Below are 23,376 nucleotides of genomic sequence, written 5' to 3' on the forward strand. Positions count from 1 at the left end.
TGTAATATATTACTGCATTTTTTGCAAAAAAGCTAGAGTAAATTACAGGAATATGTTAAACTGTATCCGGCAATGCCCAAATCAGTTAGAAATAGGATGTGAATTATGATACTATCTTGCAGTCATATAGATAAGGCTTTTGGAGCCAAACATGTTTTAAAAGACGTTACTTTTCACGTGGAGGAACGGGAAAAGGCAGCAATTGTTGGAATCAACGGTGCCGGTAAGTCTACACTCCTGAAAATTATTATGAATCAGTTAGCTGCCGATCAGGGAGAAGTTACGCTGTCCAAGGGTGCAACCATTGGATATCTTGCGCAGCACGAAGCAGTATCCAGTGAGCATACGATCTACGAAGAACTTCTGGAAGTGAAAAAAGACATTATCGCTATGGAAGAAAAGCTACGTTCTCTGGAACAGGATATGAAGGACCAGGAGGGCGAAACACTCTCTGCCACACTGGATCTTTACCACCGGCTGAGCACAGAATTCGAAAACCAGAATGGCTATGCATATAAAAGTGAACTGACCGGTGTATTAAAAGGTCTGGGATTTGAAGAAGAAGAATTCTCCAAGTCCATCTCCACTCTTTCCGGTGGACAGAAAACACGCGTTGCACTGGGTAAACTGCTGCTCTCCCGCCCGGATATTATTTTACTAGATGAACCAACCAACCACCTGGATATGAATTCCATTGCCTGGCTGGAAACTTTCCTACTGAATTATCCCGGTGCTGTCCTGATCGTGGCACATGACCGTTATTTCTTAAATAAAGTAGTTACCAAGGTCGTAGAACTGGATAACGGAAAAGCTACTGTATTTCTCGGCAATTATTCTGATTATGCACAGAAAAAAGCAATGCTGCGTGATGCCCAGCTAAAAGCATGGATGAATCAGCAGCAGGAAATTAAGCATCAGGAGCAGGTCATCGCAAAACTGAAATCCTTCAACCGGGAAAAAAGCATTAAGCGTGCAGAAAGCCGGGAAAAGATGCTGGATAAGATAGAACGTCTGGACAAGCCGATGGAACTAGACAATGAGATCCATCTTCAGCTTCATCCCCGTGTGGAGAGCGGTGAAGACGTCCTGAAGGTAGAGCACCTATCCAAGTCCTTCGGCAATCTTTCTCTGTTTTCTGACTTGAACTTTTTTATAAAACGCGGAGAAAAAGTGGCTATTATCGGCAATAACGGGACCGGTAAAACAACGATTCTGAAAATCATTAATTCCGTTATCGAAGCAGACGCCGGTTCCTTCACACTGGGAAGCAAAGTGCATATCGGATATTACGATCAGGAACATCATGTCCTGCATATGGAAAAAACACTGTTTGAGGAAATCGCAGATGACTACCCTGCTTTGACCAATACAGAGATCCGCAATACACTGGCAGCATTCCTCTTTACCGGAGATGACGTATTCAAGCAGATCAAAGACTTAAGCGGTGGTGAACGGGGACGTGTATCTCTTGCCAAGCTGATGCTGTCTGAAGCAAACTTCCTGATTCTGGATGAGCCGACCAACCACCTGGACATTATCTCCAAAGAGATCCTGGAAAATGCCCTGAATCAATACACCGGAACGGTGCTGTATGTGTCCCATGACCGTTATTTCATTAATCAGACCGCCAGCCGGATTCTCGATTTGACAGGAAATACTCTGGTTAATTATATTGGAAATTATGACTATTATCTGGAAAAGCGTGAAGAACTGACCAGTATTTATGCTCCATCTTCCGATACGGCTGTTTCTGAGAACAAGACAGTATCCGAAACATCTTCCAGCAATAAGGATGACTGGCAAAAACGTAAAGAAGAACAGGCCAAAGAACGAAAACGCCAGAATGACCTGAAAAAAGCAGAAGATCAGATCCAGAAGCTGGAATCCAGAGATCAGGAAATTGACGATCTGATGTGTCTGGAATCTGTCTACACCGATGTGGCAAAATGTATGGAACTGAACAAAGAAAAGGCAGAGATCGCAGAAAAACTGGAAGCTCTGTATGAAGTATGGGAATCCCTGATGTAAGGACTTCACACATTCAAATAAAGTGTCAGTAAAGCAAAGAACACATGAACTTCAGACAGTTCATGTGTTCTTTCACGTTCTTCTTATTTTATTCTTATAATGAAGCCTCCAGATTTTCACGAATGGCACAAATAAAATCCTTACTGTTCAATACAACCGGGTGTTCCAGTGTGGTAATCAATGCCAAGTCCTTTGTCATTTTTCCGCTCTCGATGGTATCCAGAGTTGCCTTTTCCAGTTTATCTGCAAACGTCATTAATTCCGGAATCCGATCCAGTTCTCCCCTTTTTCTCAGAGCTCCGCTCCATGCAAAAATGGTTGCCACGGAATTAGTAGAGGTCTCTTCTCCCTTCAGGTGTTTGTAATAGTGTCTCTGTACCGTTCCATGTGCTGCTTCATACTCGAAGTTGCCGTCCGGAGAAACAAGCACAGAGGTCATCATGGCAAGAGAACCAAACGCAGAAGAAATCATGTCGCTCATAACGTCACCGTCATAATTCTTGCATGCCCAAATATAGCCGCCTTCTGATTTCATAACACGTGCTACTGCATCATCAATCAGGGTATAGAAATAGGTAATACCGGCTTCTTTGAACTTGTCAGCATATTCCTTTTCATAGATCTCCTGCATAATGTCTTTAAACGTATGATCGTATTTTTTGGAAATAGTATCCTTGGTTGCAAACCAGAGATCCTGTCTGGTATCCAGTGCATAAGAAAAACAGCTTCTGGCATAGCTCTCAATGGACTTGTTCAGATTATGCATACCCTGCAGTACACCAGGTCCTTTAAATTCATGAATCGTTTCTTTCATGACCGTTCCATCTTCACCGGTAAATACCAGTTCAGCCTTTCCAGGTCCCGGTACTTTCATCTCAACAGACTTATATACATCACCATAAGCATGTCTGGCAATGGTGATTGGTTTCTTCCAGGTACGAACATTCGGCTCAATGCCCTTTACAATAATCGGTGTACGGAATACCGTTCCGTCAAGCAGTGCACGGATGGTTCCATTTGGACTTTTCCACATCTCTTTCAGATGATATTCTTCCATGCGGGCAGCATTTGGTGTGATAGTTGCACATTTTACCGCAACACCATATTTCTTTGTTGCCATTGCGCTGTCCACTGTAACCTGGTCATTGGTCGCATCTCTGTGTTCCAGTCCAAGATCATAGTATTCTGTCTTCAGGTCAATAAATGGCAGCAGTAATTCATCCTTGATCATTTTCCAGAGTATTCTGGTCATCTCATCTCCGTCCATCTCTACCAGTGGGGTTATCATTTTAATTTTATCCATTATTCTGTCCTCATCTCTCTATGATTCATGTTCCATATGAATGTTGGCAATTGCATTTAAAATATGCCTGGTTGCCAGTTCATCTGCTTTTTTTGCATCTTTCGCTTTAATTGCTTCCAGAATCTCCTCATGTTCCTGAGTAGACTTTTTTGCCCGTTCCTGACGCTTCAGAGAACGCAGTCTCGCCTTCTGTACATACTGATGATAATCTTTTAACTGGTGCTCCAGCATTTTGCTTCCACAGGATTCAAAAAGTACTTCATGGAACTGGCTATCCATATTCAGCAGATGCTCCATATCCTTTTTTTCTTCGTAAAATTTGGAAAGGAGAATAATCTCTTCTAATTTATCCAGTTGTGGCTGCGTAATGAATGAAACAGCCATCTCTGCACACAGCCCTTCCAGACGTGCCCGGATACGAAAAATATCTTCCACATCTTTGGCAGTAATTCCTTTTACATGGGCACCTCTGTTCGGAAAAATCTCTACCAGCCCTTCCTGCTCCAGCTGACGGAGTGCCTCTCTTACAGGTGTACGGCTGACACCCAGCTTCTTGGAAAGACTTATCTCCCTCAGCTCTGCCCCATCCTCGAATTCACCTGCAAGAATACTGTTTTTTAGCTGGGTAAATACTTTCCCGCCTAATGAATAATGATCGTCCATTCTCTTCTCCTGTTATACCAGATCATAATTTAATTTGGAACAGCAGTCTGCAATCACATCTGTCAGTTCATCATCTGTAATAACAGTTACACGTCCTTCCTCATATTCGTGATCTACCCATGCTTTTACCATCTTAACCAGTTCGCATTCTTTGTCCAGCTTTTTCTCTGCCGGCAGCTTATAGTATGTGTTGATCCAGTGAGCTATACCTGCAAGACCGGATGTGTTGGACACTGATACCAGCACTGGTCTGTTTAAGAATTTTTCTGTATCAAAGATATTGTAGATCTCTTCATTCTTCAGAAGACCATCTGCATGAATACCTGCTCTTGTCACATTGAAATTCTTGCCGACAAACGGCGTACGTGACGGTACCGTATAACCGATCTCTTTTTCGTAGTATTCTTTTAATTCTGTAATAACAGTGGTATCCATACCATCCAGTGAACCACGAAGCTGTGCATATTCAAATACCATTGCTTCCAGTGGTGTATTACCGGTACGTTCTCCGATTCCGAACAGGGAACAGTTCACACCACATGCGCCGTAAAGCCATGCTGTAGTAGAGTTGCTGACTGCTTTATAGAAGTCATTGTGACCATGCCATTCAATCATCTCACTTGGTACACCGGCATGGGTCATAATACCATAGATGATACCCTGTACAGAACGAGGGATCACAGCACCCGGATAGTTGACACCATATCCCATGGTATCACAGCATCTTACTTTGACCGGAATCTTATATTCTTCTGACAGCTTCATTAATTCCAGACAGAATGGAATGACATAACCATAGATATCCGCTCTTGTGATATCTTCCAGATGACATCTTGGGCTGATTCCCATATCCAGGCAGTCTCTGACGATACTTAAATAATGGAACATTGCCTGGAAACGTGTCATTTTCATCTTATAAAAAATATGATAATCGGAGCAACTTACCAGAATACCTGTTTCTTTTAATCCCATATCCTTTACAAGCTGGAAATCCTTCTTATTCGCACGGATCCAGCTGGTAACTTCCGGGAACTGATAGCCTTTTTCCAGACATTTCTCTACCGCATCACGGTCTTTCTTGCTGTACAGGAAAAACTCACAGGCACGTATCTTTCCATTCGGACCGCCAAGTTTATGAAAATAGTCATAAATTCTTACAATCTGTTCTGTAGTATAAGGTTCTCTGGACTGTTGTCCATCACGGAAAGTTGTATCTGTAATCCAGATATCATCTGGCATATGGTGAGGTACAACTCGGTCATTAAATGCTATTTTTGGTACTTCATCGTACGGGAAAAGATTACGGAATACGTTCGGTGACTGTACATCAACCAGGGGATACATATGTTCTTCCAGTTCCAGAAGATTGGTCTTTTCATTCATTTTGACTTTTCTGTTTTCCATGATAACTCCTCGATTCGATTGTTCGCTTTTGCTTTAGTTTTGTATAATTGTATACAATTATACAAAACTTGTCAAGAATAAAACATTATTTTTTTGAAGAGCAAGAAAACGGAGCTGCAATTGCAGCCCCGCCTGGTAATATCTCTATTATTTTTCTTCTCCGTAATAGGATTTCAGATACAGCTCTTTAATCTCAGATACAAGCGGATATCTTGGGTTTGCACCGGTACACTGGTCATTGAATGCCTGTTCAGACATTTCATCCAGAGTATCCAGGAAATGCTTTTCATCTACATTGTAATCTTTGATGTTTGGTTTAATCTCGATGGTACGCATCAGCTCATCCAGTTTAGCCAGAAGTTTTTCAAATACTTCCTGATCATTTTTGCCCGTCAGACCAACAGATCTTCCGATCTCTGCATAACGCTGCAGAGCATGTGGATACTGGTATTGCGGGAAAGTTCCCATCTTGGTCGGAACTTCCGCACTGTTGTAACGCATTACATTTAACAGAACCAACGCATTTGCAATACCGTGTGGCAAATGGTGGAATGCACCAAGCTTGTGAGCCAGTGAATGGTTCAGTCCCAGGAATGCATTAGCAAATGCCATACCAGCCATACAGGATGCATTTGCCATATGGTCTCTTGCCTCGACATCATTGCCGTCCTTATATGCTCTTGGCAGATATTCAAATACCAGCTTGATTGCGCGGAGAGCAAGGCTGTCTGTATAATCAGAAGCCATGATAGATACATAAGCTTCAATGGCATGGGTCATAACGTCAATACCGGATGCACAGGTCAGACCCTTTGGAGCACTCATCATGTTATCAGTGTCTACGATAGACATATCCGGCATCAGTTCATAATCAGCCAGCGGCCATTTGATTCCTGTATCACGGTCTGTAATGATCGCAAACGGTGTTACCTCAGAACCGGTACCTGAAGAAGTCGGAATGGCAATGAAATAAGCTTTCTTACCCATCTTAGGATAGGTGTAAACTCTCTTACGGATATCCATGAAGTCCATAGACATTTCTGAGAAATCAGCATCCGGATTCTCATATAACATCCACATAACCTTGCCGGCATCCATTGCAGAACCACCACCCATTGCGATGATGCAGTCCGGTTCAAATGCTCTCATTGCTGCTGCACCTGCTCTTGCACTTGCCAGTGAAGGATCCGGTTCAACATCTGAGAAACAGGTATGTACGATACCCATCTGATCCAGCTTATCTTCGATCTTCTTGGTAAAGCCATTCTTATACAGGAAAGAGTCCGTTACGATAAAGCATCTCTTCTTGCCCATTACATTTTTCAATTCATCCAGGGCAACCGGGGTACAGCCCTTCTTAAAGTATACTTTTTCCGGGGTACGCATCCAAAGCATGTTTTCTCTCCTTTCCGCAACGGTCTTAATATTAATCAGATGTTTTACACCCACGTTTTCGGAAACAGAGTTACCGCCCCAGCTTCCGCATCCCAGTGTCAGTGACGGTGCAAGTTTAAAGTTATAAAGATCACCGATACCACCCTGCGAAGACGGTGTATTGATCAGAATACGGCAGGTCTTCATCATAGCAGCATGTTTTGCCATCTTTTCTTTTTCATTCACATTAATGTAAAGAGAAGAAGTATGACCATATCCGCCATCTGCAACAAGCTGTTCAGCCTTCTGTAATGCGTCATCAAAGTCTTTTGCCTTGTACATAGCAAGAACAGGTGAAAGCTTTTCATGTGCGAACGGTTCACTGATATCTACAGACTCTACTTCACCAATCAGAATCTTGGTTTCTTCAGGAACTTCTACACCTGCCATCTTCGCAATCGTAGCCGCCTTCTGACCAACAATCTTGGCATTTAATGCACCGTTAATGAGGATGACAGATCTGACCTTATCCAGTTCATCTTTCTTCAGGAAATAACATCCACGATACTTGAATTCATCCTTTACTGCCTTATAAATACTCTCCAGAACAGTTACAGACTGCTCAGAAGCACAGATCATACCATTGTCAAATGTCTTGGAATGAATAATGGAGTTCACAGCCAGCTTGATATCTGCGGAATCATCAATGATAACCGGTGTATTACCAGGACCAACGCCCAGTGCAGGCTTACCTGAAGAATAAGCGGCCTTAACCATTCCAGGTCCGCCGGTAGCCAGAATACAGTCAGCTTCCTGCATAACCTTGTTTGTCAGTTCCAGTGACGGAACATCTATGCATTTAATAATGCCCTTTGGTGCTCCGGCTGCCACTGCCGCTTCCAGTACGATCTTAGCAGCTTCTGCAGTACACTGTTTTGCTCTCGGATGAGGGCTGATAATGATACCATTTCTGGTCTTCAGGCAGATCAGGGTCTTGAAAATTGCGGTAGAGGTTGGATTTGTTGTAGGAATTACCGCTGCAATCACACCAAGTGGCTCTGCAATTTTCTTAATACCATATACAGGATCTTCTTCGATGACACCACAGGTCTTGGTGTTCTTATATGCATTGTACATATACTCTGCTGCGTAATGGTTCTTGATAACCTTGTCTTCCATTACTCCCATGCCGGTCTCAGCAACTGCCATCTTGGATAATGGAATACGAGCCTTGTTTGCCGCTGTTGCCGCAGCCTTGAAAATTGCATCTACCTGCTCCTGTGTGTAGGTTGCGTAGATCTTCTGTGCCTCACGCAGTTCCTGCATCGCAAGTTCCAGATCCTCCAGAGTTTCAATGGTGTTCTTTTTGATTGTTTTGTCAGCCATCTGTGTCCTCCTTTAAAAATTTTATATTGTTAATTATTTAACTATGCCATATTTTATATTATCGTTAATATTTTGTCAATGTGCAATTTTCACATATATTATAAGGAAATAATAGAACTTTTAGATAAATTGATAAAAAATAATCAGAGTATAAAAAATCCCCGGCAGCTGCGGAATCTGCCGGGGATTCATGCCGTTCTCTTGTTATGCGGATTAACAAGAATCTCCGGTATGAAGGAGGTATTTGTGTAATCTCCTACTGAGATTCATCCATTCAATGTAAGCGTTTTAAAGTTGTCTTTAAAACAAAAATGTGCCTGCTCACCCATGCAGTCACGTCTCACAAACGATGTCGTTTGGTTGGATGCTTGCGCTGTATCTGGAGCACATCTCATTTACTAAGCAGGTTTCCTGGCTTACAGATCATCATATGGTTCCACCTTCTCACACTCTTGGGTTGTGCAATGGTATGTTGGACCTACTCCCTGATTACAGTGACCAGTTCGCTTGGGATTCTCACCCAATTCCCTTTTCATGATTGCTCATGCACTTAATAAAGTAATATTCAATTACACACTCATAGTATAGGTTATTTTTCAGTTATTGTCAATAAAATAATCTAAAAATTCCGCATATTTTTGTACTCAATAAATAATAAACAGCAATGCCTTTCTTCTTTCCTTCTGTAAGTTCATTCCACCCACACTTTTCTCTGGATCTTTTCACCTGTTCACTCGTAAGCCCAGATTTCTTGCCATTCACCCTTTCAAGAACCTCTTCTACCGTCTGCTGATAAATTTCCTTCATCACTTCCGCCTCTTCGTTTCTAAGTATTTACTACCTGAATTTCTTATGCAATGAAAGACCTCTTTGAAAAAAATATAAAAAAAAGACCTTCATTGCATAATAAAAAATGCAATAAAAGTCTCACCATTTCCTTATGATACCGGATGCTTCCACTGTACTGACGACATCACAAACGCAATTTGTTAAGCGCAGGTTACTCCCCTTTATCGGATCAAATCATATACCCAAAGTAACATGATTGTCAAGATACTTTATCATTACTTTTTCATTTTATGTTATACTTTTTACATCGTTAACACTATTAAAATAAATTCTCCGGAGGTGAATCAAATGGATCATACGAATAATTCCTGTTGTTGTGGTGAAGCGGAACATTTTTCCGGATGTCTGATTTGTGGTGCTCCTATTACGTATCGTGCTGAAAGCTCTATTCAGACGTGTAGTATCTGCCATAAAGAACAATTAACCAATGCGGTCTGTGAAAATAGTCACTTTATCTGTGATGCCTGTCACAGCTATGGCACATATGCTCCGGTAATCGCAGCGCTCAGAGACAGTACCGAAAAAGATGCTTTGCTTCTTCTAGAAAAAATTATGGATCTTCCATCTGTACATATGCATGGACCAGAGCATCATGCAATTGTTCCGTGCGTTCTTCTGACAGCGTTTCGCAATAATGGAGAACATATGAATTACGATGCTGCACTATCTGAGATCTGTAAAAGAGCGAAGCAGGTTCCGGGCGGTACCTGTGGTTACTGGGGTGTCTGTGGAGCTGCTGCCGGAGCCGGTATTTTCATGTCCGTTATGACTGGATCCAGTCCACTTCACAAAGATGCATGGCCGTTTCCTCAAAAACTTGTCTCCATTATTTTATCCAGACTGGCAGATGTTGGTGGACCTCGCTGCTGCAAACGTACCAGCAGAATTGCCATTGAAGAAGCTGTTCATTTTTACAGTCAGTTTTGTTCTGTAAACATTCCGTCATCTTCTATAACGTGTAAATACTGCGAAGATAATCGCGAATGCATCCAGGAAGATTGTCCATACTATCCTGAATAACAGGCAAGGCAGTGATTCCATGATACCACGAAATCACTGCCTTGTAACTCGTTTGCCAGGATACAGCGCCCCATCTTCCCACTTTGCTTTTTTGCAGTTCCATGAACGAATATCCTTCTCTTCCAAAACACTCCTGATTTGTTCTTCTCCATTGTCCGATGTAAAAAGCGCTGTAATTTCCTTTTTTCCATCTACAATTTTCACACAATAATCTACCAGTTCCGGAATCTCAAACAGCAATTCATCCATCTCTCTGATACTTCCCAATGGATCCATCCGCTTTACAAAGTCCAGGCGTTTTATTTCACTTCCACAGAGGCATCTTCCTGGAATGATCCTTGTCCAGTCACCGGTTCGATATCGAATCAACGGCTGTGCTTCCATTCCAATGGTTGTAATCACCAGTTCTCCCCATTTACCGTCCGGCAGCACATTTCCGTTCTCATCTATAATCTCTGTAATACAATGGTTTTCCCGCATATGCATGCCCCCATGCGCCGTGCAGCAAATGGCACCTCCAAGCCCCATCTCTCTGGAACCATAGTGCGGCCAAAGTCGTGTTTGCAGAATTTCTTCGATTGCTTTCATGACAGTTTTCGGACAGGCATCTCCGGATACCAGTGCTCTTTTTATACTGCCTTTTCCGCACATTCGAAGCATGGAAAGCAATGCCGTCGGCATTCCCACATACGTATCCGGCTGCTCCTCTTCCAGAATCCTGTTCAGTTCGCCATAAGTTCTTCCTGTCCCGGTTGAAAGAGGTTTTGCTCCCAGACGTCTGATTGCCTCCGCGATCAGTTCTCCCAATCCAAAAGGACCTGAAAATGGCATAGCCACCATCGTTATACTTCCAGGATAAATAAATTCACCCAGACCTGCCATAAAAAGTTCTATAGTGTGTTCACAGTCTCCCTCTGTATAAAATACACGTTTACCGGCACCGGTAGTTCCGCTTGTCTGTTCTGATATCACTTTCTGTACTTCCCCCTGAGAGCAAAGCAGCATCCTGCCTCCATCTCGCGCCAGATCTGTTTCTGTTGTAAAAGGAAGGCTTCTCAGATCTGTCAGGCTTTCCAGTCTTTCCGGCAAATCTCGGTAAAAACCCTCTCGTTCTTTCTCTCTCTTCAGTACAATATTTAATTTCTCCAGCTGTATTCTGTGTATTTCATCTCTTGTAATCTCTGTAATGCCCTCCTGCTTACAGATCATTGCATCTATATTCGATCGTTTCACTTTCTGTATAAATATATTCCTTTCGAATTCGTCAGATTATATGCACAAAACGGCACCATTCCATAATCAGAATCCACCTCGCAGATATAACATCTTTTCAGACGTTCAAGATCCAGATTCCATGCATCCTGAAAAATCATCCCTGATACTGCAAAAGTTTCATTATGAACCCGGATCAGGAATTCATCCAGCGCATCTGTCTGTGTCATTTCATCATCATCAAATTTTTTTGTGCTATAGCTCCACTGATTTTCCACAAACTGTCTGGAATCATCGCTGGTAGTACAACAACATCCTCTGCCTGATTTCTTTTCCAGGAGTTTCAGTTCCCTCTCACCTTTTTTCAGATAACTTGCATGAAAAGAACAGTATGGATTCTCTGCTCCACCACCGGCGAAATCCTCGCTTTTCATAAGCCCGTCAGTCTGTTCCTCGATCAGCTTTAACATCTTTGGTATGGTAATCGGAGCTTGTGGACGCTGCTGAGAACATCTGCCAAAATAGCTGATCGGCTGAAAATGTACTCCTCTTACAAATGGCATATGATCCATCGCAAACTTCAGGATATCTCCAACCTGCATGTCATTTACTCCTGGCGCAATAACAGGTACCAGAGCAATTCCCAGTTCCGCTTCCGAACAGTTTAACACAGCCTTTTCTTTCAGTTCCATCATAGAGCGTCCGCGCAATGTCTGATACACGTCATCTGTGACACCGTCAAATTGAAGAAATACCGTATTCAGTCCTGCTTTTTTTAGTTTTCTGGCGTATCCTGCTTCCTGCGCAAGACGGATTCCATTGGTATTCAATTGAAAAAATGTGAACCCCTTTTCTCTTCCCATATGTATGATCTCCGGAAGATCCTCCCTCATGGTTGGTTCTCCTCCGGAAAGCTGTATATTGAATGGTCCTCCATGATCCATCAGAAAATCATATTGCTTTTCTATTTCGTCAATTGAAAGATCACCGTTTTCCAGACATTCCCCTGCCGAAGCAAAGCAGACCGGGCAGTGCATATTGCAGCGCTTTGTCACTTCCAGTATCATACAACAGCCTTTTCGTTCGTGCTCCTCACAGAGTCCACAATTATCCGGGCAAGATTTCTCTTTGATTTTGGGATTTACAGGAGTTTCCGCAGACAGGTTTTCTCTCCCCCAGGAAAGATACTCTGCTGCCGTTCCCTCCCAGATCAGTATCTGAAACTTTCCGTGGATATCACATTCTTTCACCAGATAAATGCCATCTTCACCGATACATTTTTTAGCCGTAAGTACTTTCATACATATCGGGCATACACTTTTTGTTTTACCCAGCGTAATCATAGTTCCAATATTCCCCGTTCTGTCAGTATTTCTATCACTTTTGTATAAGTATCTGCAATCAGCGCAGGACATTGCTCCATGATCACTCCCCAATCCAGATTGGAAGTGATGTCCTTACAATAAAAAGCACCAAACTCTTCTTCGGTCTTCTTATGGAACCACTGATATAATTCCTGCACAGCCGGTTTCATCTGTATATCTTCTTTCTCCTGCGGAGCCAGATTGCCCAGGAACAAACCTATCGCACAGGCTCCTCCTGTCAGGCAGCCACAAGTATCTCCACAATAACCGATCCCGCCGCCAAGACCTCCCAAAGCCTTTACAAGCTGTGGATTTTCCTCACCTATGGCTTCCAGTATCATAATCATAACCATTTGTGAGCAATGATAACCCATACTGCTAAGTTCTATGATTCTTTCATAAAGATCCATGTGCTACTCCTTTCTGCCAACCAACATGGTATAGCGCAGCTTCTTACCTTTATATTCTTTCTGCAGAAGCTTATACTCTTCGCAGCAGAACGAATCATTCCAGATTGCTTCCAGATAATATTCCCGCCAAAGTAACGTCTGATCCTCCTGCCGGAGAATGGTAAATCCTGTCTGTTCTGCCATTTCTGAAAGATTTCCAGTATCCAGATCTGACAATAATAGAAAACCTCCCTTTTTCAAAACACGCCAACATTCAGATAGTGCATTTTTCTGATCTCTGCTGACAAAAAATGCACACTGGCTGATGCAAAGATCTATACTGTCTGATGGATACTGCAAATGCAGAAAATCTCCTGTTTCCACATCACTGCCCCGTGGGAAAAGATCCACACCATGTGCATCCATCCCAAATGATTTCAGGATCCGTATCGTGTCTCCTTCTCCTGCTCCAAGATCCAGTGCTTTCATTTCTTTTTTCCATTCTATGTTCTCCAGAAGATAAAGCGTCTGCGCTTCCCCTCCCGGATGCCTGTTCATCTATTTATCCTCCAGTGCACGCTCTACCGCGAGCACTTTTCCAAGTGCGAGTTCTTCCGGAACATACACAAATCCACACTTTGGGCAGACAGGCATTTCCACAGGAAATCCATTTTCCAAATACATAAATTTTGCTTTTCCTTTTACAAGCGGAACCTTACATTTCATGCAGGTCAGCTTTCCTTCCGGATCAATCGTATAATATGTTCTCTCTACCGCCATTACTGTCCCACCCTTTTCATAATATTCATTCGATGACTGTATGCTCTGTGTACCAGATATCCGTCTTCTGTTTCCACAAACCGCACCCAGAATGTGACATTTCCCAGTCTGCTTCTTGTAACCAGTTCTTTTGTTTCTTCATCCAGGATTGCTTCCTGATTTTCTCTGTAATCTGATAACACACGTTCCACATCACTTTTCAGTATCATGCGCTCATCCATCATATGGATTGCCTCCTCTGTATAGGCAACAGTATAGTCTTTTTTCTCCATGATCGATTCCTCATTCCAGATGTTTTTTAAAAGTGTTTGTTTCAATATGAGCCTGTTGTAGCGTTTCTCACTGATATCAGGCATATTGCTGGCATTTGCCCCATACAGAAGTTCAAGTATATGTCGGGATTCTCTTCCCTCTCTGGCAAATCGGTCTCTGCATGCCATGCAGTATGTAATATATGGTGCATCGGAACGTTCCAGACACTTTTCTGTCATTTTCGCTGCCATATCTTTATTGGCATATGCCGTCAGACCTCCATATCCACAACATGGAGACAAATCTCTGGAATATTCTGTATCTTCAACGATACATCCCATATCCGACAAAAGTTGTCGTATCATATCTTGTGTCTGTGCATCCCCTCTGGCACCACAGGCATCATGTATGGCAACCGGTATCTCCAGTCCTTTCGCCTGCTGTGGAAGTCCGATTTCTCTCAAAATTTCCCAGATTCCTATAACATGTGCTCCAATACTTTCTTTTAGCTGCTTCATGCAGCTTGGACAGCCTGCTATGATGATCGGATCACCAAGCCTGGACAGTTCCTGTTTCAGCTGCTCATTTACTTTTTCTGTCATTTCATAGCGGCCTGCCCATTCGCTGATTGCACCACAGCATCCCAGCATCAGAGCAACACCTCCATCTACCCGATTACTTAAATCTTCGTATGCCTGCATAACCACATCCGGCGCTATCGCACCTGCCTGACAGCCCGGAAAAAATACATATCTGCAAGTTTCATATCCCGGCTGGAGTCTGCTTAAAAAAGCCTCTGAATTTGAAAATAACATGTCCATCAGTGCAAATTCATGTGGCGCCAGCGGCATCTTATCTGTGGATACCATATTTTCTCTTGCTGACTTGCACACCTGACTCATATCAAATCCATTCGGACAAATCACCGTACACTGTCCACAGAGGGCACAGGCATTCATCGGTTTGTTCATCGGATGATCTCCCATGATAATCTGCGTATTATTATAGATCTCACGGGCTAATAAACCCGGATGTTTTTGATATTCACTTAAATACACACAGCCTTTCATGCATTCGTCACAATGACACTGAATACATCGTTTTGCTTCTTCTACAGCTTCTTCTTTTGAATATCCATCCTGACCACAGAAAATCTTATTCGATCCATGGATTCCTTCCATGTTCGTATAAAGCTTGGTAGTCACTGCTCCTTCACTGCCTCTGTTGCTGTGCGGCGATAAATTCTGTACCAGAAAATCCACTGTCAGAGCTGCTCGCTTTGCGGCAAAAGCCGCATCCATCACAGATTCCGCAGGTCCGCTGACAATCTTTGCCTGTTCCCTTAACATAATCTCGATATCTGCTGCTTCTTCCGGAGCTAACATTTTTGCCACTTCTTCTGATGCGCAGACCACATCTGCCAGTTCCATTTTTTCTCTGATGAACGGAAGATTCAAACTGCATCCAAATTCAAAAGAAAGATCCATAGATTTCAGACGTTTCGCTTCATTGCTGCGGTCTGATTCCAAAAGATGTCCGGCTGCCGCTGCAATATAGCTTTCATAATCTTCTTCCTTGCAATAAATCGTCGTAGGATACATTTTCTTTTCCAGTTCCCCTGCAAGAAACAGTGGAAATAATCCAGAACCAAAGATTGCTGCCCTTTTCTTCTTTCTCATGCGAAATACACTGCTTCGTCTTCCTGGTTCTCCATACCGGACAATCGCACGTTCTACTTCTCGTATGGAGACACCATCACCAAGTTCACAAAGCTTGCAATTATCTTCGCAAGGTGCCGTACATCCATCACAGAGAATCATTGGAAATGGTGTAATTTTCTCATAAATTGCCAACGCTTTCTTGAAATTTCCTTTTGCAGCATAATACAGCATCTCTTTTGTATCTACTTTGAAAGGACAGGCTGCAACACAGTAGGCAGGCTGTTCATGGACGCAGAGACTGATCATATGATCCATCTCTTCTTTTGACATTCGATTTACATGATAAACGTGAGTAGAACCTCTCTCCTGTATGTATGTCATAACCTGATACTCCTTTCGTCTGTAAAGGGGAGGCAGTTTCCCGTCTCCCCTGATTATATCACAGTTGGCAGCTTTTACTCCAACCACATTATGAATTAAGCTTATTTCTCAAGTTCTTTTAATGCTGAAAGAACCCTTTCCGGACGGGCAGGGATACGTGTAATACGTGCACCTGTCGCATTAAAGATTGCATTCAAGATTGCAGGATGTGGAGCATCCAGTGGAGCCTCACCACAACCGGCTGCACCGTAAGGACCGCTTGGACGATATGTTTCATTGAAATGAAGTTCAATATCATCCGGAGCATCCTTTGGATATGGAATACCGCAATTCTTCAAAGTGGTGTCATGGTTCAAATCTTCAAAATCTTCCGAAAGAGCAAGACCGATACCCTGTACAAGACCACCATAGAAATTACCTTCTACAAGAAGTCTGTTCATGATCGTACCTACGTCAGCTACGCAAGTAAATTTCTCAACGGTAACTTTACCTGTTTCTGTATTAACAGCAACTTCCGGCAGGAAGATAGTATACATATAAGTTGCAAATGGATCGCCCTGTGCGGTATCCTGATCGATCGGATGATCTGCGCAGAATGTAGTTACCCAGTTACCTTCATATTTTGTTGCAAGCCCTTCTGCTACCATCTCATCATAAGTACGGAATGTTCCGTCTTCTTTCTTCATTGCTGCTACAAGATTTTCTGCAGCCAGACGACATGCATTACCTGACATAACCTGTGAGCGTGATCCTCCTGCAGGTCCTGCATTCGGACATGTCTTCGTATCATTCATAACCAGTTTAATCTGTTCCGGTCTGATTCCTGCCTGACGCAGTGTTTCATGAGATGATACAAGAACACCCATATCAGCCCCCTGTCCATGATCTTCCCATGCAGCATACATCGTAACGGTTCCATCCGGATTTAATTCTGCAAATGCATTTGATGTATCAACACCATCAAGACCACAACCGTATACACCAAGAGATACACCGATACCATATTTCATCTTTCCGTCAGAAGCTGCATTCTTTTCGGCAACACGTTTTTTCGCCGCTTCATACAATGGACGTGCTTTCTTAAACAAATCTTCCTCACAATATACCTCCGGTGGATAACCTGTCGGGATGGTAGTGCCCTCTGATTCTTTATAGCAGTTCATTTCACGGATATCAAACGGATCGATTCCCATCTTAGCTGCCAGCACGTCAATTGCAATCTCAGATCCCATATAAGACTGTGGTGAACCATAAGCACGGAATGCGGAGCCCCATGCATGGTTTGTAAATACGGTTGTTGATTTATTACGAATAGAGTTAATTCCATAACCTGCGCCTGTAAACTGAGAAAGTCTCATGGTAAGCAGATCGCCAAATTCTGAATATGGACCGTGATCTACATAGTTGTTACCCCAAAGTGCTAAGAGTTTACCATTTTCATCTGCCGCAAGCTTAATATTCATAAATGCAGGAGATCTCTTTCCTGTATAAGTAATGTTCTGGAACTGATTAAATACCAGCGATACCGGACGTTCCAGAATCTTAACAGCTGCACCAATCAGAGCCTCATTTGTCGGTGAGAACTTGTAACCAAATGTTCCGCCTGCATGGTTCTGAACAAGTCTTAAGTTTTCCATTGGTACACCGATACCATCTGCGATCATAGGCATATGAAGATGTATACCGATAGATTTGGAATGCACTGTTATCATACCGTCTTCATCAATATATCCATAGCCACAGTCCGGTTCAAGGTGAAGATGTGGCTGACGTGAGCAGTAAGATTCAATCTCAACCTGCTGGGAATCTGGTATACTATCCCAGTCAAAATCAGGACCTTTGATACAATTTGTCTCAAAGAATGCATTTGGAATACCAGGATGAATATCTGCTGCATCAGGTGCAATTGCATCCATTGCGTTCATGTATGCAGGAAGCTCTTCAATCTCAACCTTTACTGCATCAGCAGCTGCACGGGCATGTTCTTCTGTATCCGCAGCTACAATCGCAATTGCATCGCCAAACTGGAAGATCTTTTCATCACAAAGTACCGGACGTTCAAAACCGTCTGTCTTGTTGTGTTTTGGAAGCATTACAAGTCCATTGATCTTGTTGGTTCCACCTGCTGCCTTTATGTCTTTTGCAGTAATCACGCGTACAACACCCGGCATACTTTCTGCTTCTGTTGTATCAATGCTAAGTATATTTGCATGAGAAACCTTCGCCTGTGTAAGCGCAAGACGAAGCGTTCCAACCGGCATCTTTAATGCATCATCTGCACCGAAATCCCAGGTACCTGTTACTTTCTGTGCTGCTGACGGACGAATATAATTTGTACCCACGATAGAATCTTCTGTCTGTCTGAACACAAGATCTTCCTTTGTCATCTCGCCGCGTAGAACTGCTGCAGCTGCCATAGTTGCGTCAATAAGTGGCTTGTAACCTGTACAGCGACAAAGGTTACGCTGTTTGTTAAACCAGTCTCTCACCTCTTCGCGAGTCGGACTTGGATTCTCATCAAGAAGCACTTTTGCTGAGATAATAAATCCCGGTGAACAGAAACCACACTGTGCACATCCATATGCCATCCATGCAACTTGGATCGGGTGCATATCAGAAATGGTTCCGACACCTTCAATCGTTGTAATCTCTGCGTGGTCAGGAACACGGCTCATTTTATAGATACAGGATCTTGTAACTTTTCCGTTCATAATAACATTACATGCTCCGCAATGACCTTCTCCACAGCCAATCTTACATCCTGTAAGAAGAAGATGCTCACGAAGTACCTGAGCCAGTGTCTCATCCTTATCAAGAATAAGGATTCGCTCCACACCATTGATCTTCAATGTCTTTTTAATCATGTTTCATTCCTCCTTTAAAAAATACACGTTCCGATGTTACAAATCTTCTGACTTATGTGTTCCACATGGATCATGATCGGCTCCCTTACCCGTCAGATCTTTAAGTCTTTCCATTCCTCTGACAGAATAGAAAACAATGGAAGAACTGCTTCCGTCCAGATTCTCACCGCTGAGTTTTAAAACATTCGCATTCTCATAATAATCAATCGGAAGTGTCCGACTGTATTGCTCTCCTGTACGCTCATCTTTTACCTGTATCGTAACTTCTTTTGCGGTAATTTCAAAAATCTTATCCATGGAAACGTTCTCCTGTTTACATTATTTTGTATAATTTCATGTTATCATAATTATTTACAATTTTACAAATTGTAAATAATTATTAGTTGGCTATTTTTCGCTATTTTTATATTGTTTTTATTACTTCATTTAAAAATTTTACTATTTATCCTCACTTTTTATGCTATAATAATATCAAATTTGTACAATGTTATTTTTAGGAGGTATCTATGATGCAGACAGGTGCTCTCATCGTAGCTGCAGGGAAATCGTCACGAATGGGAGACTTCAAGCCCATGCTTCAGCTTGGATCCATTTCCATCGCGCAGCGTGTGATTAATAACTTCCGGCAGGCCGGAATCTCTAAAATAGTGGTGGTAACCGGATACAATGCGGATGCTCTGGAACGCCACCTTGCTTCCAATCATGTTATTTTTCTTCGAAATGAAGACTATGAAACTACTCATATGTTTGATTCTGTCAGGATTGGACTGGAATATTTAAAAGACAAAGTGGATACGGTACTCTTTACACCTGTAGATGTTCCACTATTCACAGCACATACCGTTACACAAATGCTTTCTCTTGGACAGCCTCTTGTCACTCCGGTCTGTAACGGAACTCCAGGTCATCCGATCCTGATTCGTTCCTCATTAATTGAGGCCATTTTAAGCAATGATGGAAACACTGGTCTGAAGGGTGCTGTAGAACATTGTGGAACTCCCATGTATTGTTTAAATGTAGAAGATCCTGGAATCATTCATGATGCGGATACACCAGAGGATTATGCAGAACTTCTTCGTGCACACAATCAAAGTCTGATCCGTTCAGAGATTCAGATTCAGCTGGCACGGGAAAAGGTCTTCTTTGATGAACAGCTCTATTCGCTGCTTACACTGATTCATGAAACAGGATCTGTACGTGATGCCTGCGAACGCATGCACATTTCCTACTCCACCAGCTGGAATCTGATCCATACATTAGAATCTCAGCTACATGAACCGCTGATTATTCGAAGTCAGGGCGGTGTAAAGGGCAGTCACAGTGAGCTGACACCATACGGAGAAGAATTTTTGAAGCGATATGCCCGTTTTTCAGAGGAAACACGTACCTGTTCCGAAGCAATATTTGAAAAGTGTTTCAGAGGATTTTTCAATGCGTAATCTTTATCTTATTCGACACGGAAAACCACAATATCCAGATGAACATTCTTACTGTATCGGTCAGACTGATTTTTCTTTATCTATGCTTGGACATCTGCAGTCAGTCCTTCTTCACGGAGAACTGGATGATAAAATAACTGCTGTTTACTGCAGTCCTTTGTCAAGAGCTATGGAAACGGCTGCACATATCACACCTGATCTTCCACATATCACTATCTCAGATTTAACAGAACGAAATCTGGGAGAATGGGATGGTCTTTCATTTGATGAGATACGCAAAAGATGGCCGGACATATATAAAGCACGTGGAATGAATCCTGATTACCCGATTCCAGGAGCAGAAACTCCTTTCGCATCTGGCATGCGTTTTTCGCAGGCAATTTATGAGATTCTTCGTTCTTCTGAGGGTGATATTGCGATTGTTGCTCATACAGATGTAATTTCTTCTTATCTGTATTTGCTTGATTCAAAACAGCATGCCAGACAGTATTTTCGTCTTCCATGTGGTTCCTATTATCATCTGAACACAGACGATAACGATCATGTTATCTTATCTGATTTGACTTACCTGCTGCCTCATCCTGACTTGCATGACGAACTATGCCGGATGCTTCGCGATTCGGTGTCTCTTCCTCATCATGTACAAGCGCACAGTGATGCAGTGACTGAATTGGCTTGCCATTTCTGCGATCTGCTGGAATCTCATGGTTACTTTTTTAATAAAAAACTGATTCGCTCCGGAGCACTCCTTCATGATATTGCCAGACTTCAAAAACATCACACCAAAACAGGTGGTGATCTTTTCTTACAATTAGGCTATACTGAAATCAGTCAGATTATTTCACAACATCATGGTTTACAGAAGACAATTCTGAATGAAGCGGCTATCGTCTTTTTATCAGATAAACTGATTCAGGAAACCGAACGTGTAACCATCGAAAAACGATTTGCGGAAAGTCTGTGCAAATGTAACAGTCCCGAATCTTTGAAATCTCATGAACGACAGCTTAAACAGGCTCTTGATCTGCAAAATATGATACAGACCATCTGTCACATGATGATATGACTTATAGAAAATTACAGGAGGTGTTTTATATATGAGAACTTTATTTCAGATCATACAACAAGAATTTCAAAAAGAAAACGACCTTGTGCTTGCATCCATCGTTGCTTCCTCAGGATCAACGCCAAGAGGTGCCGGTTCCCGTATGTTGGTTGGAAAAAAAGGCCGAGTTGCCGGAACCATAGGCGGAGGTTCTGTCGAATATCGTGCAGAGCTTATGGCGCTTGATATTCTTGAAAAGAAAGAATCCTGTGAACATGAATTCCGGTTGAATCGCAAAGATGTTGAGAATATCGGTATGATTTGTGGTGGTGATGTTACCGTATTTTTCCAGTATCTGGACCATAATGACCCTATTATTATGGAACTTGCAGCAACTGCTGAGACATTATATAAAGAACGAAAAGATTTCTGGCTGATCTGTGATCTTCATGCTACATCCGGTATGAGTCTTTACAGTGCATCCTATGGATTGACTGGAAATGTTGATGTTCCTTCTTCCATCTTATCTTCCTTATCTGCAAGACCATGCCGTCATCGCAGTGAAACCTGCGACCTGTTTACAGAACAAATCGGTACATCCGGAACTGTCTATGTATTTGGAGGCGGGCATGTTTCACAAAAGCTGGTACCAATACTTGCAAGTGTTGACTTTCACTGCATCGTTCTGGATGACCGTCCGGAATTTACAGATCCTGCTCTTTTCCCGGATGCAGCAGAGACAATCCTTTGCGATTTTGATCATCTGGATCAGAGCATTTCTATCACAGATGCTGATTATTGTTGTGTCATGACACGAGGTCATACCTATGATACGATTGTGCAGGCACAACTTCTTGCCACACCTGCATGCTATATCGGCGTCATTGGAAGTCTCGCCAAAAGAGCTAGTGTATTTCATCGTCTCGTAGAAGAGTATGGAATCGATGAGCGAGAATTAAACCGTATTATCACGCCTGTGGGACTTAATATTAAAGCAGAAACACCTGCTGAAATCGCAATATCTATCACGGGACAAATGATTCAGGTTCGAGCTGAAAGAAAGGCTGCTATGAAATGATGACAAAACATGTCTGCAAAACTATTATATTCGGTGCCGGACAGATTGGGCAGATGACTGCCCGACTTCTTGGAAATTCCTATCAGATCATGTGCTTTGCCGATAATGATCCGCGCAAACATGGACAATTTATTGGTAATATCCCAATCTGTTCTCCATCAAAGGCCGCTGCTCTTCTTCCTGATCTGATTATTCTTGGTGTATTGGATGAAGAGCGGCGTGGTTCTATGATGCAGCAGATGGAGCACTTGGGCTATCACGGTTCATTTTGTGATTCTTCTGCACTTCGCATGTTCGATGCACGGGTTGCGGTTATGCGCCTTTTAGCCGAACAGATGCATCAACAAAATATCCCTGGAGATGTGGCAGAACTTGGTGTTTTCCAGGGTGATTTTTCTTGCCTGATCAGTACGGCCTTTCCGGATCGAAAAATACATCTTTTTGATACTTTTGAAGGCTTTTCAGAAAAAGATATTGCCGTAGAAACCTCCAGGCATCTGTCTCGCGCTAAAACAGGTGACTTTTCTTCTACAGATGTAGACTCTGTTCTTCGCATCATGCCTGATTCATCACATGTGATCATCCATAAAGGATGGTTTCCGGATACTTTTTCCGATATTACCGATGAAACTTTCTGTTTCGTATCATTAGATGCAGATCTCTATGCTCCAACTGCTGCTGCATTACCTCTGTTTTATGAACGTCTGTCTATCGGCGGAGTTCTCCTGATCCATGACGTATACAGTACCCAGTTTTCCGGATGTAACAAAGCTGTAGACGAATTCTGCCTGAAACACCACCTGTTTGCAGATCCTGTATGCGATCTGCATGGAAGTGCTATGATTCGGAAACACTCCATTTTCATCTAAAATCTGATTGCAATT

At 42.6% G+C, this 23,376-nt stretch carries 19 protein-coding genes and 1 riboswitch; of the genes, 6 read left to right on the forward strand and 13 right to left on the reverse strand.

All coding sequences use genetic code 11. The features are described 5' to 3' along the window. Nucleotides 1–105: 105 nt before the first annotated feature. On the forward strand, nt 106–2,028 hold the full coding sequence (locus tag H8716_RS04225) for an ABC-F family ATP-binding cassette domain-containing protein (protein ID WP_249307277.1): 1,923 nt from the start codon (nt 106–108) through the stop codon (nt 2,026–2,028). A gap of 94 nt (nt 2,029–2,122) precedes the next feature. Here H8716_RS04225 and H8716_RS04230 read toward each other — a convergent pair whose 3' ends face one another. The 5 genes from H8716_RS04230 to H8716_RS04250 form a co-directional block, all read right to left on the reverse strand. After that, nucleotides 2,123–3,331: an NADP-dependent isocitrate dehydrogenase gene (locus H8716_RS04230; protein ID WP_249307278.1), complete on the reverse strand. Its 1,209-nt coding sequence runs from the start codon at nt 3,329–3,331 to the stop codon at nt 2,123–2,125. A gap of 18 nt (nt 3,332–3,349) precedes the next feature. Then, the gene (locus H8716_RS04235; protein WP_249307279.1) at nt 3,350–3,994 is read right to left on the reverse strand and encodes a GntR family transcriptional regulator; all 645 of its coding nucleotides are present in this window, start codon (nt 3,992–3,994) and stop codon (nt 3,350–3,352) included. Nucleotides 3,995–4,006: 12 nt separating this feature from the next. Then, on the reverse strand, nt 4,007–5,398 hold the full coding sequence (locus tag H8716_RS04240) for a beta/alpha barrel domain-containing protein (protein ID WP_249307280.1): 1,392 nt from the start codon (nt 5,396–5,398) through the stop codon (nt 4,007–4,009). Between the two features lie 147 nt (nt 5,399–5,545). Continuing rightward, complete coding sequence (gene adhE / locus H8716_RS04245) at nt 5,546–8,158, reverse strand: bifunctional acetaldehyde-CoA/alcohol dehydrogenase (RefSeq protein ID WP_249307281.1); 2,613 nt, start codon at nt 8,156–8,158, stop codon at nt 5,546–5,548. 384 nt (nt 8,159–8,542) lie between these two features. Continuing rightward, nucleotides 8,543–8,727: riboswitch (cobalamin riboswitch) on the reverse strand. 37 nt (nt 8,728–8,764) lie between these two features. Then, nucleotides 8,765–8,965 (reverse strand): cation-transporting P-type ATPase, encoded by a 201-nt coding sequence (locus H8716_RS04250; protein WP_249307282.1) that lies wholly within the window; start codon nt 8,963–8,965, stop codon nt 8,765–8,767. A gap of 330 nt (nt 8,966–9,295) precedes the next feature. On the opposite strand from H8716_RS04250, the gene H8716_RS04255 reads away from it, so the two are divergent. Beyond that, on the forward strand, nt 9,296–10,027 hold the full coding sequence (locus H8716_RS04255; protein WP_249307283.1) for a DUF5714 domain-containing protein: 732 nt from the start codon (nt 9,296–9,298) through the stop codon (nt 10,025–10,027). Nucleotides 10,028–10,060: 33 nt separating this feature from the next. Here H8716_RS04255 and H8716_RS04260 read toward each other — a convergent pair whose 3' ends face one another. The 8 genes from H8716_RS04260 to H8716_RS04295 all read right to left on the reverse strand — a co-directional run bounded on the left by H8716_RS04260 (nt 10,061) and on the right by H8716_RS04295 (nt 19,227). Then, complete coding sequence (locus H8716_RS04260) at nt 10,061–11,236, reverse strand: DVU_1553 family AMP-dependent CoA ligase (protein WP_249307284.1); 1,176 nt, start codon at nt 11,234–11,236, stop codon at nt 10,061–10,063. Between the two features lie 20 nt (nt 11,237–11,256). After that, nucleotides 11,257–12,582, reverse strand: coding sequence for a radical SAM (seleno)protein TrsS (trsS, locus tag H8716_RS04265; protein WP_249307285.1), 1,326 nt, complete (start codon nt 12,580–12,582; stop codon nt 11,257–11,259). After that, a complete protein-coding gene (locus tag H8716_RS04270; RefSeq protein WP_249307286.1) occupies nt 12,579–13,013 on the reverse strand; it encodes a DVU_1555 family C-GCAxxG-C-C protein in 435 nt (144 codons plus the stop codon). Before H8716_RS04270 ends, trsS begins: the two co-directional genes overlap by 4 nt. A 3-nt stretch (nt 13,014–13,016) precedes the next feature. Then, nucleotides 13,017–13,550, reverse strand: coding sequence for a class I SAM-dependent methyltransferase (locus tag H8716_RS04275; protein ID WP_249307287.1), 534 nt, complete (start codon nt 13,548–13,550; stop codon nt 13,017–13,019). After that, a complete protein-coding gene (locus H8716_RS04280; protein WP_005427475.1) occupies nt 13,551–13,772 on the reverse strand; it encodes a DVU_1557 family redox protein in 222 nt (73 codons plus the stop codon). Then, nucleotides 13,772–16,066, reverse strand: a complete 2,295-nt coding sequence (locus H8716_RS04285; protein ID WP_249307288.1) for a pyridine nucleotide-disulfide oxidoreductase/dicluster-binding protein — start codon at nt 16,064–16,066, stop codon at nt 13,772–13,774. The genes H8716_RS04280 and H8716_RS04285 overlap by 1 nt, the downstream gene beginning before the upstream one ends. 101 nt (nt 16,067–16,167) lie before the next feature. Then, a complete protein-coding gene (locus H8716_RS04290) occupies nt 16,168–18,930 on the reverse strand; it encodes a molybdopterin-dependent aldehyde oxidoreductase (RefSeq protein ID WP_249307289.1) in 2,763 nt (920 codons plus the stop codon). A 36-nt stretch (nt 18,931–18,966) separates the two neighbouring features. Beyond that, on the reverse strand, nt 18,967–19,227 hold the full coding sequence (locus H8716_RS04295) for a hypothetical protein (RefSeq protein WP_015526497.1): 261 nt from the start codon (nt 19,225–19,227) through the stop codon (nt 18,967–18,969). A gap of 209 nt (nt 19,228–19,436) precedes the next feature. On the opposite strand from H8716_RS04295, the gene H8716_RS04300 reads away from it, so the two are divergent. From H8716_RS04300 to H8716_RS04315, 4 genes are read left to right on the forward strand one after another with little or no spacing between them, the layout of a single operon-like run. Further along, the gene (locus tag H8716_RS04300) at nt 19,437–20,369 is read left to right on the forward strand and encodes an NTP transferase domain-containing protein (protein WP_249307290.1); all 933 of its coding nucleotides are present in this window, start codon (nt 19,437–19,439) and stop codon (nt 20,367–20,369) included. Further along, a complete protein-coding gene (locus H8716_RS04305) occupies nt 20,362–21,435 on the forward strand; it encodes a histidine phosphatase family protein (protein WP_249307291.1) in 1,074 nt (357 codons plus the stop codon). The genes H8716_RS04300 and H8716_RS04305 overlap by 8 nt, the downstream gene beginning before the upstream one ends. Nucleotides 21,436–21,466: 31 nt before the next feature. After that, on the forward strand, nt 21,467–22,492 hold the full coding sequence (locus H8716_RS04310) for an XdhC family protein (protein ID WP_249307292.1): 1,026 nt from the start codon (nt 21,467–21,469) through the stop codon (nt 22,490–22,492). Next, a complete protein-coding gene (locus H8716_RS04315; protein WP_249307293.1) occupies nt 22,489–23,361 on the forward strand; it encodes a TylF/MycF/NovP-related O-methyltransferase in 873 nt (290 codons plus the stop codon). The genes H8716_RS04310 and H8716_RS04315 overlap by 4 nt, the downstream gene beginning before the upstream one ends. The last annotated feature ends 15 nt before the right edge of the window (nt 23,362–23,376 follow it).

This window comes from Jingyaoa shaoxingensis, assembly GCF_014385005.1.
GTDB classification, from domain to species: domain Bacteria; phylum Bacillota; class Clostridia; order Lachnospirales; family Lachnospiraceae; genus Marvinbryantia; species Marvinbryantia shaoxingensis.

Coding starts and splice junctions, on each gene's coding strand:
- H8716_RS04225 (WP_249307277.1), top strand. CDS start 106: ATGATACTATCTTGCAGTCATATAGATAAGGCTTTTGGAGCCAAACAT.
- H8716_RS04230 (WP_249307278.1), bottom strand. CDS start 3,331: ATGGATAAAATTAAAATGATAACCCCACTGGTAGAGATGGACGGAGAT.
- H8716_RS04235 (WP_249307279.1), bottom strand. CDS start 3,994: ATGGACGATCATTATTCATTAGGCGGGAAAGTATTTACCCAGCTAAAA.
- H8716_RS04240 (WP_249307280.1), bottom strand. CDS start 5,398: ATGGAAAACAGAAAAGTCAAAATGAATGAAAAGACCAATCTTCTGGAA.
- adhE (WP_249307281.1), bottom strand. CDS start 8,158: ATGGCTGACAAAACAATCAAAAAGAACACCATTGAAACTCTGGAGGAT.
- H8716_RS04250 (WP_249307282.1), bottom strand. CDS start 8,965: ATGAAGGAAATTTATCAGCAGACGGTAGAAGAGGTTCTTGAAAGGGTG.
- H8716_RS04255 (WP_249307283.1), top strand. CDS start 9,296: ATGGATCATACGAATAATTCCTGTTGTTGTGGTGAAGCGGAACATTTT.
- H8716_RS04260 (WP_249307284.1), bottom strand. CDS start 11,236: ATGATCTGTAAGCAGGAGGGCATTACAGAGATTACAAGAGATGAAATA.
- trsS (WP_249307285.1), bottom strand. CDS start 12,582: ATGATTACGCTGGGTAAAACAAAAAGTGTATGCCCGATATGTATGAAA.
- H8716_RS04270 (WP_249307286.1), bottom strand. CDS start 13,013: ATGGATCTTTATGAAAGAATCATAGAACTTAGCAGTATGGGTTATCAT.
- H8716_RS04275 (WP_249307287.1), bottom strand. CDS start 13,550: ATGAACAGGCATCCGGGAGGGGAAGCGCAGACGCTTTATCTTCTGGAG.
- H8716_RS04280 (WP_005427475.1), bottom strand. CDS start 13,772: ATGGCGGTAGAGAGAACATATTATACGATTGATCCGGAAGGAAAGCTG.
- H8716_RS04285 (WP_249307288.1), bottom strand. CDS start 16,066: ATGACATACATACAGGAGAGAGGTTCTACTCACGTTTATCATGTAAAT.
- H8716_RS04290 (WP_249307289.1), bottom strand. CDS start 18,930: ATGATTAAAAAGACATTGAAGATCAATGGTGTGGAGCGAATCCTTATT.
- H8716_RS04295 (WP_015526497.1), bottom strand. CDS start 19,227: ATGGATAAGATTTTTGAAATTACCGCAAAAGAAGTTACGATACAGGTA.
- H8716_RS04300 (WP_249307290.1), top strand. CDS start 19,437: ATGATGCAGACAGGTGCTCTCATCGTAGCTGCAGGGAAATCGTCACGA.
- H8716_RS04305 (WP_249307291.1), top strand. CDS start 20,362: ATGCGTAATCTTTATCTTATTCGACACGGAAAACCACAATATCCAGAT.
- H8716_RS04310 (WP_249307292.1), top strand. CDS start 21,467: ATGAGAACTTTATTTCAGATCATACAACAAGAATTTCAAAAAGAAAAC.
- H8716_RS04315 (WP_249307293.1), top strand. CDS start 22,489: ATGATGACAAAACATGTCTGCAAAACTATTATATTCGGTGCCGGACAG.